At 67.2% G+C, this 12818-nt stretch carries 15 protein-coding genes; 8 read left to right on the top strand and 7 right to left on the bottom strand.

Annotated features, from left to right (window positions below; all coding sequences use genetic code 11):
* Nucleotides 1-385: 385 nt before the first annotated feature.
* The 4 genes from GEM_RS25000 to GEM_RS24985 all read left to right on the top strand — a co-directional run bounded on the left by GEM_RS25000 (nt 386) and on the right by GEM_RS24985 (nt 4818).
* Nucleotides 386-1921 carry an amino acid permease gene (locus GEM_RS25000; protein WP_014900201.1) on the top strand — a complete coding sequence of 512 codons (1536 nt, stop codon included), beginning with the start codon at nt 386-388 and terminating at the stop codon, nt 1919-1921.
* Between the two features lie 499 nt (nt 1922-2420).
* Entirely contained in the window at nt 2421-2666 is a 246-nt protein-coding gene (locus tag GEM_RS24995) for a DUF3717 domain-containing protein (RefSeq protein WP_014900200.1), read from the top strand.
* Nucleotides 2667-2901: 235 nt separating this feature from the next.
* Nucleotides 2902-3819, top strand: coding sequence for a LysR family transcriptional regulator (locus tag GEM_RS24990; protein WP_014900199.1), 918 nt, complete (start codon nt 2902-2904; stop codon nt 3817-3819).
* Nucleotides 3820-3930: 111 nt separating this feature from the next.
* The gene (locus GEM_RS24985; protein ID WP_014900198.1) at nt 3931-4818 is read left to right on the top strand and encodes an alpha/beta fold hydrolase; all 888 of its coding nucleotides are present in this window, start codon (nt 3931-3933) and stop codon (nt 4816-4818) included.
* A gap of 43 nt (nt 4819-4861) precedes the next feature.
* Here the strand turns inward: GEM_RS24985 and GEM_RS24980 are convergent, their stop codons facing one another.
* Nucleotides 4862-5215, bottom strand: a complete 354-nt coding sequence (locus GEM_RS24980; protein WP_014900197.1) for a hypothetical protein — start codon at nt 5213-5215, stop codon at nt 4862-4864.
* A 179-nt stretch (nt 5216-5394) separates the two neighbouring features.
* Nucleotides 5395-5850, bottom strand: a complete 456-nt coding sequence (locus GEM_RS24975; protein WP_014900196.1) for a hypothetical protein — start codon at nt 5848-5850, stop codon at nt 5395-5397.
* A 100-nt stretch (nt 5851-5950) separates the two neighbouring features.
* Between GEM_RS24975 and GEM_RS31995 the strand changes: the two genes are divergently transcribed.
* The gene (locus GEM_RS31995; protein WP_014900195.1) at nt 5951-6100 is read left to right on the top strand and encodes a hypothetical protein; all 150 of its coding nucleotides are present in this window, start codon (nt 5951-5953) and stop codon (nt 6098-6100) included.
* A gap of 26 nt (nt 6101-6126) precedes the next feature.
* Here GEM_RS31995 and GEM_RS24970 read toward each other — a convergent pair whose 3' ends face one another.
* Complete coding sequence (locus GEM_RS24970) at nt 6127-6747, bottom strand: TetR/AcrR family transcriptional regulator (protein ID WP_041490820.1); 621 nt, start codon at nt 6745-6747, stop codon at nt 6127-6129.
* A gap of 95 nt (nt 6748-6842) precedes the next feature.
* Here GEM_RS24970 and GEM_RS24965 point away from each other — a divergent pair, with 95 nt between their 5' ends.
* Nucleotides 6843-8084 (top strand): glycosyltransferase, encoded by a 1242-nt coding sequence (locus tag GEM_RS24965; protein WP_014900193.1) that lies wholly within the window; start codon nt 6843-6845, stop codon nt 8082-8084.
* Nucleotides 8085-8099: 15 nt separating this feature from the next.
* Here the strand turns inward: GEM_RS24965 and hutC are convergent, their stop codons facing one another.
* The 3 genes from hutC to GEM_RS24950 form a co-directional block, all read right to left on the bottom strand.
* Nucleotides 8100-8795 (bottom strand): histidine utilization repressor, encoded by a 696-nt coding sequence (hutC, locus tag GEM_RS24960; protein WP_014900192.1) that lies wholly within the window; start codon nt 8793-8795, stop codon nt 8100-8102.
* A gap of 182 nt (nt 8796-8977) precedes the next feature.
* The gene (locus tag GEM_RS24955) at nt 8978-10105 is read right to left on the bottom strand and encodes a porin (protein WP_014900191.1); all 1128 of its coding nucleotides are present in this window, start codon (nt 10103-10105) and stop codon (nt 8978-8980) included.
* A 134-nt stretch (nt 10106-10239) separates the two neighbouring features.
* Nucleotides 10240-10554, bottom strand: a complete 315-nt coding sequence (locus tag GEM_RS24950) for a hypothetical protein (RefSeq protein ID WP_014900190.1) — start codon at nt 10552-10554, stop codon at nt 10240-10242.
* 337 nt (nt 10555-10891) lie between these two features.
* On the opposite strand from GEM_RS24950, the gene kdpF reads away from it, so the two are divergent.
* Nucleotides 10892-10972 carry a K(+)-transporting ATPase subunit F gene (gene kdpF / locus GEM_RS32540; protein WP_063623159.1) on the top strand — a complete coding sequence of 27 codons (81 nt, stop codon included), beginning with the start codon at nt 10892-10894 and terminating at the stop codon, nt 10970-10972.
* Here the strand turns inward: kdpF and GEM_RS31990 are convergent.
* Nucleotides 10942-11112, bottom strand: coding sequence for a hypothetical protein (locus tag GEM_RS31990; RefSeq protein WP_175845364.1), 171 nt, complete (start codon nt 11110-11112; stop codon nt 10942-10944). The two genes, kdpF and GEM_RS31990, sit on opposite strands and share 31 nt — an antisense overlap.
* Here GEM_RS31990 and kdpA point away from each other — a divergent pair.
* Nucleotides 11111-12814 carry a potassium-transporting ATPase subunit KdpA gene (kdpA, locus tag GEM_RS24945; protein ID WP_014900188.1) on the top strand — a complete coding sequence of 568 codons (1704 nt, stop codon included), beginning with the start codon at nt 11111-11113 and terminating at the stop codon, nt 12812-12814. The genes GEM_RS31990 and kdpA overlap by 2 nt on opposite strands.
* Nucleotides 12815-12818 lie beyond the last annotated feature (4 nt).

The raw sequence follows: 12818 nt of genomic DNA, 5'->3' as shown, positions 1-12818 counted from the left end.
AATTATCAGTACCGGCGGTTTTGTCTGATTATTGGGGTGAATCTCGATCGAGTGGCCGCTTTAATGCGGCATCGGGCATGTGTGCCGGAACGATCGCGCGTTGCGCTCGCGGCATGGCGGATAGCCGCGCGTTGTTCATGGCTTTTGGCGCGCCGCCGCCCATGCCGCATCCAACTCGTTGATTCTGCTGCGTCTGCCTGCGGCGGCGGGGCGTTCGAACCCGAGCTGTCCCCATGACGAATCAGGTAGAATCCGCGCTTCGCCGCAGGCGCCCGGCGCGCAACGCGTATCGGGGCCGCATCGAATGCATCGCAGGTGGCGCGCCGCGCCCCGATTCCGCATGCGCCGGCTCCGGATGCCGGCCCGCTCAACGTTCGTCTCGTTTATGTCCGCAATCCCCAATTCCGACCAACCCGGTTCGTCCGCGAACCCACCCAAGCTTCATCGCGCGCTGAAGGCGCGCCACCTGACGATGATCGCCATCGGCGGCTCGATCGGCACGGGCCTGTTCGTCGCGTCCGGCGCGTCGATCTCGCAGGCCGGCCCCGGCGGCGCGATGGTCGCGTACATGCTGATCGGCCTGATGGTCTACTTCCTGATGACGAGCCTCGGCGAAATGGCCGCGTTCATGCCGGTGTCGGGCTCGTTCGCGACCTACGGCGCGAAATACGTCGACGAAGGCTTCGGCTTCGCGCTCGGCTGGAACTACTGGTACAACTGGGCCGTGACGATCGCGGTGGAACTCGTCGCCGCGCAGCTCGTGATGCACTACTGGTTCCCGGACGTGCCGGGCGTGTGGTGGAGCGCCGCGTTCCTCGCCGTGATGTTCCTGCTCAACGCGCTGACCGTACGCGGCTTCGGTGAAGCCGAATACTGGTTCGCGCTGATCAAGGTCGTCACCGTGGTCGCATTCATCGGCGTCGGCCTGCTGATGATCTTCGGCATTCTGAAGGGCGCGCCGGGCAACGGCTGGGGCAACCTGACGATCGGCGACGCGCCGTTCGCAGGCGGCCTGCCGGCGATGATGGGCGTCGCGATGATCGCGGGCTTCTCGTTCCAGGGCACCGAGCTGATCGGTGTCGCGGCCGGCGAATCGGAGAATCCGCGCACGACGATCCCGCGCGCGGTGCGTCAGGTGTTCTGGCGGATCCTGCTGTTCTACGTGCTGGCGATCTTCGTGATCGGCGTGCTGATTCCGTACACCGACCCGAGCCTGCTGAAGAGTGACGTGACCGATATCGGCGTCAGCCCGTTTACGCTCGTATTCCGCCACGCGGGCCTCGCGTTCGCGGCCGGCGTGATGAACGCGGTAATCCTGACGGCCGTGCTGTCGGCCGGCAACTCCGGCATGTACGCGTCGACGCGGATGCTCTACAACCTCGCGACGGAAGGCCGCGCGCCGAAGATCTTCGCGAAGCTGTCGTCGGGCGGCGTGCCGCGCAATGCGCTGTATGCGACCACCGCCGTCGGCGCGCTGTGCTTCTTCACGTCGCTGTACGGGGACAAGACGGTGTACCTGTGGCTGCTGAACACGTCGGGGATGACGGGTTTTATCGCGTGGCTCGGCATCGCGGTCAGCCACTACCGGTTCCGCAAGGGCTACGTGAAGCAGGGCTACACGCTCGATCAACTGCCGTACCAGTCGAAGTGGTTCCCGTTCGGCCCGCTGTTCGCGTTCGTGCTGTGCCTCGTGATCGCGCTGGGGCAGGACTATCAGGCGTTCCTCGCGAACCGGATCGACTGGGCTGGCGTCGCTGCGACCTACGTCGGCATTCCGCTGTTCCTCGTCGTGTGGCTCGGCTATCGGCTCATGAACAAGAGCCGCTTCGTGCGCTACGAAGACATGGAAATCGCGCCGTGGGTGGCCGCGAGCCGCGGCGCGCAGATGCAGCGCGTGGAGAACCGCGAAACCGTGGGCTGATGCGGGCGCGGCACGCGGCCGCGCGATCGCGCCACGAAACGGGAAGCCCTTGGGCTTCCCGTTGTCTTTTGTGCGTCCGTCGCGACGCATCTTGCGGCCTGCGACAGCGGGGAAACGCAACCCGTCGGCGACGGACGGGTGCAAGTCAGGTTAAGCGCCGCAGGCGAACCGGAACATGCTCCGTTCGTCATGGGACGTTCTGCCCGGGGCGTGATGTAGCGTGACGGGGGCGCGGGCGCAGTGCAGGCGACGTGAGACCGGGGGTGCCCGATGTCGCGCCGGACCGCGCCGACCGTGCTTTTTTTGTCGGCTTTCCCCTGCACGGGGTCAAAGCCGGTTATATTTCCCGACCCTACCGGGCCACGGCCGGGCCGGCGCGACGCGCGCGGCGCGGATCGGCATCCGGCACGCGCCTCGTGCGGCGGCCGGCGGCGCCCGGCGTTTTCATCGTTCCGCCGCGGCCGGTACGGCCCGCGGAGCGCGCAACCCAGAGGAATCCATGAGCGCATCACCCGCCGAGCGGAAGGCCGCACCCGTTTCCATCGTGCGAATCGAAGCCGCGATCAACGCGTGGCGCGAGGTGTATCCGCCGGCCCCGGACGGCGAAGACGGCTACGCGCTCGACGCCGGCAGCAACTGCCTGGCCGAGCTGTACGGCACGATGATCTGCTATCGGCTGCCCGATGTGCCGCTCGATTCGCTGAGCGACGCGCAGCGCGATGCGCTGTACGCGACCGAGGCATGACGCGTGGTTGTGACGATGCCGCGACGCGGCGTCGATGAAGAAACGGGAAACCAGGCGGTTTCCCGTTTTGCTTTGCGCGGTGCCGGATGCGGGCGGTGGGGCGGCTCGGGGCGGTTTCCACGCGGGCTGAGGTATCGTCATGGTATCGGCAGCAGGCGATCACGGGACGATGGGTGCGGGCGCTGCACGCGCGGGGCCGAATGAACGTCCGTTGCCTGTCCGGGAGGGATGGAACATGGAGTTGAGACACCTCCGCTACTTCGTCGCGGTTGCCGAGGAGCGGAATTTCACGCGCGCCGCCGAGCGCCTGCACATCGCGCAGCCGCCGCTGAGCCGCCAGATCCAGCAGCTCGAGGAGGCGCTCGGCGTGCCGCTGTTCGAGCGCAACGCGCGGCCGCTGAAGTTGACCGACGCGGGGCGGTTCTTCTATTCGCACGCGGTGCAGCTGCTCGCGCAGACGGCCGAACTCGAATCGATGACGAAGCGCGTCGGCAAGATCGAACGCAGCATGTCGGTCGGCTTCGTCGGCTCGACGCTGTACGGGATGCTGCCGAAGATCATCCGGCGCTTTCGCAGCGAGTATCCGGCCGTCGAGCTGAGCCTGCACGAGATGTCGACGATGGACCAGATCAAGGCGCTGAAGGAAGGGCACATCGACGTCGGGTTCGGGCGCATCCGTCATGAGGATCCGAGCGTGCGGCGCGTCGTGCTGCGCGAGGAGCGGATGATCGTCGCGCTGCCGGTCGGCCATGTGCTCGACGGCGCGAAGCCCGTGCTGTCGCTGCACGATCTCGTGAACGACACGCTGATCATCTTCCCGAAGGCGCCGCGGCCGAGCTATGCGGACCAGGTGCTCGCGGCGTTTCACGATCGCGCGCTGCAGCCGCGGCGCATCTACGAGACGCGCGAGCTGCAGATCGCGCTCGGCCTCGTCGCGATGGGCGAGGGCGTGTCGGTCGTGCCGCACAGCGTGTACGGCCTGAAGCGCGACGACATCAGCTACAAGCCGCTCGACGATCCGAACCTGGTGTCGCCGATCATCATGAGCATGCGGATGCTCGACGAATCGGAGGACATCCGCGCGATGCAGGCGCTGATCTATCGGCTGTACGACGAGTCGCAGATGGAGTATCTGCCGCCGCAGCCCGAATGAACGTGCGGGCGGTGGGGGCTTGCTTGACGCCGCGCGCGTCGCCGGGCCACCATCACCGGCATTCGATGCGGCACGCCTGTCCGCGGCCGCCTTCATGCAGACGACAGACACATGACCGAAATCGTGACCGAGGAGACCTGGGTCGAGACGCCGCAAGGGCGTCTCTTCGCGAAGCGCTGGCGCGGTGTGCCCGCGCCGGCACCCACCGCATCCGGGCCGGCAGCGCCTGAGCTGGCCGCACCTGAGCCGGCCGCGCCTGAGCCGGCCGCACCTGAGCCGGCCGCACCTGAGCCGGCCGCGCCGATCGTGCTGCTGCACGATTCGCTCGGTTGCGTCGAACTATGGCGCGACTTCCCCGAGCAACTCGCGCGTGCCACCCGACGTGACGTGATCGCGTACGACCGGCTGGGTTTCGGCCGCTCGGATCGTCATCCCGGAACGCCCGGCACGACGTTCGTGCGCGACGAGGCCCATCACGGATTCCACGCGGTGCTCGAACATTTCGGCATCGATGCGTTCGTGGTGTTCGGGCACAGCGTCGGCGGCGGCATGGCGGTCGGGTGCGCGGCCGCGCATCCGGCACGGTGCCGCGCGCTGGTGACGGTCGCCGCGCAGGCGTTCGTCGAGGATCGCACGCGCAACGGCATTCGCGACGCGGGGCAGCAGTTCGATGCGCCCGGCCAGCTCGAGCGGCTCGCGCGCTATCACGGCGACAAGGCCGAATGGGTGCTGCGCGCGTGGGTCGACACGTGGCTGTCGCCGGCGTTTCGCGGCTGGAGTCTCGACGACGAACTGCCACGCGTGCGCTGCGCGACGCTCGCGATTCACGGCGAACAGGACGAGTACGGCTCGGACGTGCATCCGAAGCGGATCGCCGCGCGCGTCGCGGGACCGTCGTCGTTCCTGCTGCTCGACCGATGCGGACACCTGCCGCATCGCGAGCGGACCGACGACGTACTCGCGGCGGTCGCGACGTTGCTGCGCGACGCGCGCGCCTGAGCGCGCGAGCGCGATGCGACTGGCGGGCCGAACCCGCCGGCGCTCAGAACGACAGCTGGATCGCGAGATCGATCGCGAGCAGCGCGATCGAGCAGCCGATGCCCAGGATCACGTTCGGCAGGCGGTGCTCGAAATCGCGATGATCGCGACGCATCGCGGCGCCGAGCAGGAAGATCGCTTCGACGACGATCTGCAGCCCGACGAACAGCAGCATCAGCAGATACTCGTAACCCATCTGCTTGAACGCGGCGAATTGCATCCCGTGATCGCGGATCCACTGGCCGACGCGCAGCAGTTCGTATACGAACAGCAAGGCGGGAAACAGGTAGCTGATGAAATAGGTCGGCGCGGTAGCGTGCCGTAGTTCGAGGTGGAAGTGCTGATGCGTGGTAGTCATCACGAAGCCCTCCTTGCAGCGCATGATTGCGGTCGTGACGACGGCGCGGCAATGCGGGGACTAGGGGATTGCCCGATGCATCGTGCGCGGCCGTACAACACCAGCATACTGCTGCGCGGGAGATTTGGCACCCCGTCCGTGCGTTCGTTGTGAAAATGCCGGTGCAGCGCGCGACGCATTCAGCGTCCGTCGCTCGCGCGCCGCGCCGCGTCGACCGGCTGCGCATCGCCCGCAGCGCCGGGCAGCAGCCATTCCGGATGGTGTTCCAGATCGTCGGCCAGCGCGCGCAGCGCACTCGACGTGCGCGTGAACTGCGTCAACGCCCGCTGGACGTTCGATGCGGACGCACCTTCCTGCCCGAGCGTCGCCTGCGCGGCCGCGAACGTCTGTCGCGCGGCACCCAGTGCGTCGCGCGCATGCGGCGCGAGTTCGGTATCGAGCTGCGCGAACAGCGCACGGGTGCTCGCGAGCGCCGTGTTCAGGTGGATGCCCATGCGATCGAGCGGCAGGCGGGACAGTGTGCCGGCGAGCTCGGCATGGCGTACCCGAAGCACATCGAGCGTGCCGGGCACGGTCGGCAGCGCGATCGGCAGCCGCTCCGTGTCGACCGACGCGGGCGGCACGTTCGGGAACATGTCGAGCGCGACATACGAGCGGTTCGCGATCAGGTTGTCGACGCGTAACTGGCCGCGCAGTCCGCGCGCGCCTGTTCGACCGGCTGCTCGACGAGACGCAATGGCCGGCCGGCGGTGCGGATACGGCAAAGCGCCGTGCGCCGGCGGCCGACACATCGAGGAAGAAGTGACGCGCACCTTCGTCGCGTGCGGCGTGGCGGTCGCCCGCTTCGGGCGCACGCTGCTCGCGGTCGTGCTCGGGCGGCTCTGAGCGCCTGGCCGGCATTCGGCCGTTGCTCAGGTCCGTGCTTGCGCCCCCTCGACAAACAGTCTCGCAACCGACTGGAATTCCCGCTTCAGCGACAACCCCGGCACGGTCAGCCAGCGCAGCATCGCCGCGAGGTACAGGTGATGGAACCACGTCGCGAGCTGATCGGCCGCCAATGCCGGATTCAGTTCGCCTGCTTGCTGGCCGGCCACGATCAGTTGCTGCCACACCAGCGCGACGTCGCTGCCGTTCTCCTTGCCGCCTTCCGCTTGCGTCGCGCCGATGCTCAGGAAACGATGCCGCAGGTAGGCGAGCAGGTATGCCGGGTGCTGCTCGCACCACGCGGCCGACGCATCGAGCACGCAGCCGATCCGCGCTGCGAAGCTTTTCCGTCGCGCGACGTCGCGCTGCAGATGCGCGAGATCGCGTGCGAGTTCGCCTTCGAGCCAATGCGCGAGCACGGCTTCCTTCGTCGGAAAGTGGTTGTACAGCGTACGTTTCGCGACGTCGGCCTGCGCGGCGATCTGCTCCATCGTGACGGCATCGTAGCCGTGGGCATCGAACAGGCGTGCGCCGGTGGTGGCGAGATGCGCCAGCATCTGGATGCGCTTGCGTGCGCGGCGGCCCGGATCGTCGGTCGTCATCGGCATGGCTCGGGTGTTGACGGAAAGTGCACGAATTGCATTAGTATACGACGTGCACTTTTATGGATCCACTCGTTGTCGTCGTGCACGAGGAGTCATGCATGAAGCTCGTCATCGCCACCTACGGCACCGAAGGCGACACGCGCCCGCTCGCGGCACTGGGGCGCGCGCTGCTGGATGCCGGTCATGAAGTCCGGTTGCTGGCCGATGCCGCGACGCTCGGCTCGGCCGCCGCGCTCGGCGTGCCGTCGGTGCCGTTGTCCGGCGATATCCGCGCGGCGATCGCGCCGGATGGCGCGTTGTCCGATGCGGTGCGCGAGCGCGGCGGTTTCAACGACACGTCGAAGGCGCTCGCGGCGATCGCGAATGCGAACACCGCTGCATGGATGCGCGAAGTCGCGGATGCGTCGGCCGGCTGCGACGCGATCCTCGTATCCGGGCTGGCGTCGTTCGTCGGGTTGTCGGTCGCCGAGTATCGCGGCGTGCCGGCGATCGGCACGGGGATGATTCCGATCACGCCGACCGCGGCATTCGCCTCGCCGTTCCTGCCGCCCGGCAAGGTGCCGCGCTGGCTGAATCGCGTCAGCCACCGGTTCGTGAACGCGCTGCTGTGGCACGCGTTCCGGCAGGCGACCAACGCGGCGCGCGCAAGCGTGTGCGGGTTGCCGCCGCGCAAGCGCGTGTGGACCGATCATCCGATGCTGTACGGCGTGTCGCCGGCGCTGCTGTCCGGTCCGCTCGACTGGCCGTCGAATGCGCTGGCCTGCGGCCAGTGGCGCATCGATGCACCGGCGTGGACGCCGCCGCCCGCGCTGTCGACCTTTCTCGAGTCAGGCGAGCCGCCCGTCTATGTGGGGTTCGGCAGCATGGCCGGGTTCGACCGGGCGGCGCTGGCCGATGCGCTGGTGCAGGCGCTCGACGGCCGGCGCGCGCTGTTCTATCCGGGCTGGAGCGGCATCGACGCGGCGCAGCTGCCGGCGCACGTGTGCGTGATCGGCGAGACGCCGCACGACGGGTTGTTTGCGCACGTATCGATGGCGATCCATCACGGCGGATCCGGCACCACGCATTCGGTCGCGCGGGCGGGGATTCCGTCGGTCGTCGTGCCGTTCGCGGGCGATCAGTTCTTCTGGGCGGACCGGCTGCGGTGGCTCGGCGTCGCGGCTGCGCCGGTCGCGGGGCGCCGTATCGATGGCGCCGCGCTCGCACGCGCGATCGTATTTGCCACGCGTGCCGACACGCGAGCGCGTGCCGGCGAACTCGGTGCGCGAATCGCGCGGGAGGATGGATTGCGGCTGGCGGTCGACGCGATCGAGCGCCTGGGGCGGCCCGACGCGCGCTGACGTGCCCGCCGCGCGTCAGAAATGCCCGGTGAACCGGTAACGGCTGCCCGGGTGCCACAGATTGGCGACCGACGCGACCATCCCCTGCGACCACGTGCGCCGATGCAGCAACAGGCATGGCTCGCGGTCGTCCATCGTCAGGTGGCGGCGCGTTTCGGCGTCGGGCATCGCGGCCTCGATCCGGTATTCGACGCGCTGCAGCGGCGCGACGCGCGTCAGGTACTGGTTCGGCGTCGTCGTCGTGAAGTCCTGCAACGCATATTCCGGCGCACAGGCCGGATTGACCCAGCGTTCCTCGAGTTGCACGGGCGTGTCGTTCTCGAAATGCAGCACGCGCGAATGGAAGATCGGGTTGCCCGTATCGAGCTGCAGTTCGTCGGCGAGCTTCGCATCGGCGACGGCCGCGCCGACCTGCAGCACCTGCGCGCGATAAGCGTGGCCGCGCGCGGCGACTTCGTCCGAGATGCTGCGGATCGCGACGAGCGTCGATTCGTACTTCGGCGAGGCGACATACGTGCCGGAGCCGCGCGTGCGCGTGAGTACCTGTTCGGCCGTCAGTTCGCGCAGCGCGCGGTTGACGGTCATCCGCGCGACGTTGAATTCGCGCGCGAGTTCGTTCTCCGACGGCACCTGGTCGCCTTCCGCCCACTCGCCGGCATGAATGCGGGCGAGGATGAAGTCCTTGATTTCCTGATAGATCGGTGTGGTCATGGGATCGCGATTCCAGAGTCGGCGGCGGCCCGCTGCCGAATGCCGATCCGGCGCGCGCCCGGCGCCGAGTGTACCGGTTTCGCGGGCGAGCGGGCCCGGATTCCCCGAATGATCCCTGTTCGGCCGGCGCGCGTCCATGCGGGATTGCACAGAGCGGCCGGCCTGCGACGGCCGGCGCGCGGTCAGAACCGATGCCGGATGCCGACCGTCGCGACGACCTGCGTATTGGTCGACGAAGCCGCGAGCCCCGTCACGTTCGCGAACCCGAGCGTCGCGCCGGACGGCACGCCGAACTGGTGCTGGTACACGGTTTCCGCATACACGTCGGTGCGCTTGCTCAGCGCGTAATCGGCCATCAGCGTCACCTGATGCCATTTCGGCCGGTGGCTGCCGGTTGCGTCGTCGTAGCGGCCGTCGGTGAACGTATAGGCGCCGGCGAGCGAGACGGCCGGCGTCAGCGCATAGCGCGCGTTGACCTCGTAGTTGTCGAAGCGCAGCGCATTCAGCGCGCCGGGCAGCGACGACGCAGCCGTTTCGTCGAACATCGAATGCGTCCACAGCGCGCCGACCGTCAGCCGGTCGAACGCATAGCTGCCGCCGGCGCCCATCACGCGCTGGCGCACGGCCGGGAAATTCGCGCCGTCGTTCGTCGACAGCGCGCCACCGGCCGTCAGCCCGCCGCGATTGAGCTGCAGGTACGCGGCGCCGAGGCTGACGGGCCCGTTCGCATACGACACGCCCGCGCTGTACGCGCGGTTGTTCGCGAAGCCGCCCGCCGCGTTGCTGAACCCGTACAGGCCGCCGAACTGCCAGCCGGCGAGCGTCGGGCTCGTGTATTTCACCGCGTTGTCGATGTAGAACGAATCGTCGATGTTGTCGTTGTCGAACGGATGCGACGCGAGGTTGTTGCCGTCGCCGTTGTTCGCCATCGCGAGCGGGCCGAGATAGTCGACCACCGCGTCGTACTGACGGCCGAGCGTCAGCGCGCCGTACCGGTCGCTCTGCAGGCCGACGTACGCGCGGCGGCCGAACATCGTGTTCCGGTAGGACTGCGTGCCGTTGTTCAGGTTGAAGCCGTTTTCGAGGCGGAACAGCGCGTGCAGGCCGCCGCCGAGATCCTCGTTGCCGCTCAGGCCGAAGACCGTATTCGACAGCAGGCCGCTGCCTTGCTGCCACGCGTTTTTGCCCGACTGGTTGTTCGTATAGGCGATACCGGCATCCAGCATCCCGTAGAGCGTGACGCTGCTTTGCGCATGCGCGGCGGCGCCGAAGAACGCGAGGGAGAGGGTACCGACGACTGCTTTTTTCATTGCGTGTGCTTCCTGGAAAGGCCCGTCGCGACGGGAACGACGATTCGTCGCGCGTATCCGGGCGGACATGCGCGTTCGAATCGATGAAAAGGATGGCGCGCGTGACGCGGGTCACGCGCGGCGGCGAATGCCGGCTAGTGCTGCAACAGGCGGATCGTGCCGAACTCGGCGGCCGGCAGCAGGCGGAGGATCGACAGGATCGCGGGCGATGCCTGCGACCGTGCGACTTCGAGCTCGATGCACGCGCGCCCGGTGCGCCTGTCGATCGCGGCCGTGTAGACATTGAGCGCGGCGCCGACGGCCTGATGCAGCCGGCGTCGCACGGCCGCGAGGTTGTCCGATTCGACGCGGATCGACAGCAGCACGAGGTCGTCCGCGGGGGCGCGACGCCGCGAACGCACGGGCGGCAGAGCGTGTGAAGCAGCGGATTCGGTTCTGGTCGGTTTCATGCTTTTTTCCCCTGGTCGCGTCGTGCTCCGCACCGCGAAAAGCTCGTCGTGGACATGGCGCCCATTCTAAGAATTGCGGTGGCGATACGGTGTATAGACTCGCCATGACCCTGAAAAGAACGCATAAAAACGCAGCGCGCGCCGGCTTTCGTCTTTACGGCTTTTTTATTCCCTGCAAGTAAATTGAACACCGCTTTGATACGCGGATTTCTACACTGTCGCATCCCATTCGCCAGATGAGCATTGGGGGCGTCACCGGGGTTTGTGCCGACACGGCACGGCCCACTGCGCCGACGGTCGCGCGGCGTTGCCGCGCATACGAACAAAGGGGAAAGTCATGTTGTGGATCACCGGCGCGCTATCGCTCGCGCTCTTTATCTATCTGTTTCATGCATTGATCAAGCCCGAGCGGTATTGATCGGCGCGATTCAACAGGAATTCGAAAATATCGGTGAATGTCATGAGCGATCTGCTTTTCATTTTTTTCACGCTCGCGTTCTTTGCATTGACGGCCGGTTTCATCACCGGCCTCGACCGGATCTGAGCGAGCGTCGACATGTTCAACAATCTCATTCAATTCGCGATCGTTCTCGCGATCATGCTGGCGCTGGTGCCCGTCGTCGGGAAATGGCTCGCGCACGCCTTCACGAGCCCGCGCCATGCGTGGGTCGAACGCCGCACCTATGCGCTGCTCGGCGTGAACCCCGACGAAGCGATGTCGTGGCAGCGCTACGGGATGGTGCTGCTGCTCAGTAACGCCGGGATGATGCTGCTCGGCTACCTGCTGCTGCGTATCCAGGACGCGCTGCCGTTCGATGCGCTGCAGCGCGCGTCGCAAAGCCCCGACCTCGCGTTCAACACGGCCGCGTCGTTCATCACGAACACGAACTGGCAGGCGTATGCGGGCGAAAGCAGCCTGTCGAACTTCTCGCAGATGGCCGTCATCACGTTCCTGATGGTCGTCAGTGCGGCGACCGGCGTCGCGGCCGCGGGCGGCTTCATCCGCGGGCTGAGCCGCAAGAGCGCGGCCGACATCGGCAACTACTGGGTCGACTTCACGCGCGTGACCTATCGCGTGCTGCTGCCGCTCAGTTTCGTGATGGCGCTCGTGTACGTGTGGCAGGGCATGCCGCAGACGCTCGCCGCCGACGCGTGGGCGACCACGCTCGAAGGTGCGCGCCAGCAGATCGTGATGGGGCCCGTCGCGAGCCTCGAATCGATCAAGCACGTCGGCACGAACGGCGGCGGTTTCTTCAGCATGAACGCCGCGCATCCGTTCGAAAACCCGACGCCGCTCACCAACACGCTGCACATGCTGTCGATGCTGCTGATCCCGTCCGCGCTGACCTTTACGCTCGGCACGATGATCGGCCGGCGCCGCCAGGGCTGGGTGATCCTCGGCGCGTTCGTCGTGATGTTCGTCGGTTTCCTCGCCGTGATCTATTCGGCCGAGCAGCACGGCAATCCGTTGTTGACCGGGCTTGGCGTCGACCAGCAGATGAGCGCCGCGCAGCCGGGCGGCAACATGGAAGGCAAGGAAATGCGCTTCGGCATCGCGCAGACGAGCCTGTTCGCGACCGTCACGACGGCCGCGACCACCGGTTCGGTCGATGCGATGCACGACTCGCTGACGCCGCTCGGCGGGCTCGTGCCGATCGCGCAGATGATGCTGAACAACGTGTTCGGCGGCGACGGCGTCGGGCTGATCAACCTGTTCACGTTCGCGATCCTCACGGTGTTCCTGGTCGGGATGATGATCGGCCGCACGCCGGAGTTCCTCGGCAAGAAGATCGAGGCGCGCGAGATGAAGCTCGTGATGCTCGCGGTGCTCGCGCATCCGTTCAGCATCCTCGGCTTCACCGCGCTGGCCGCGCTGCTGCATTCGACGATGGACAGCCTCGCGAACCTCGGCCCGCACGGCTTCAGCGAAGTGCTGTACGCGTACACGTCGGGCACGGCCAACAACGGTTCCGCGTTCGCCGGGCTGAACGCGAACACGCCGTTCTTCAACACGACGATCGGCTTCGCGATGCTGATCGGCCGCTACCTGACGCTGCTGCCGATGCTCGCGGTCGCGGGCAGCCTCGCCTCGAAGAAAAGCGTGCCGGAAAGCGCGGGCACGCTGTCGACGTCGACGGGCCTGTTCGCCGGCCTGCTGGTCTTCGTGATCCTGGTGGTCGGCGGTCTCACGTTCCTGCCCGCGCTCGCGCTCGGCCCGGTCGTCGAGCACCTGCTGATGTCGGGCGGCCAACTGTTCTGAGGGA

This window comes from Burkholderia cepacia GG4 (genome assembly GCF_000292915.1).
Taxonomy (GTDB): Bacteria; Pseudomonadota; Gammaproteobacteria; order Burkholderiales; family Burkholderiaceae; genus Burkholderia; species Burkholderia cepacia_D.
Note: the sequence above shows the minus strand (reverse complement) of the source record. Positions and strands in the feature narration are given on the sequence as shown.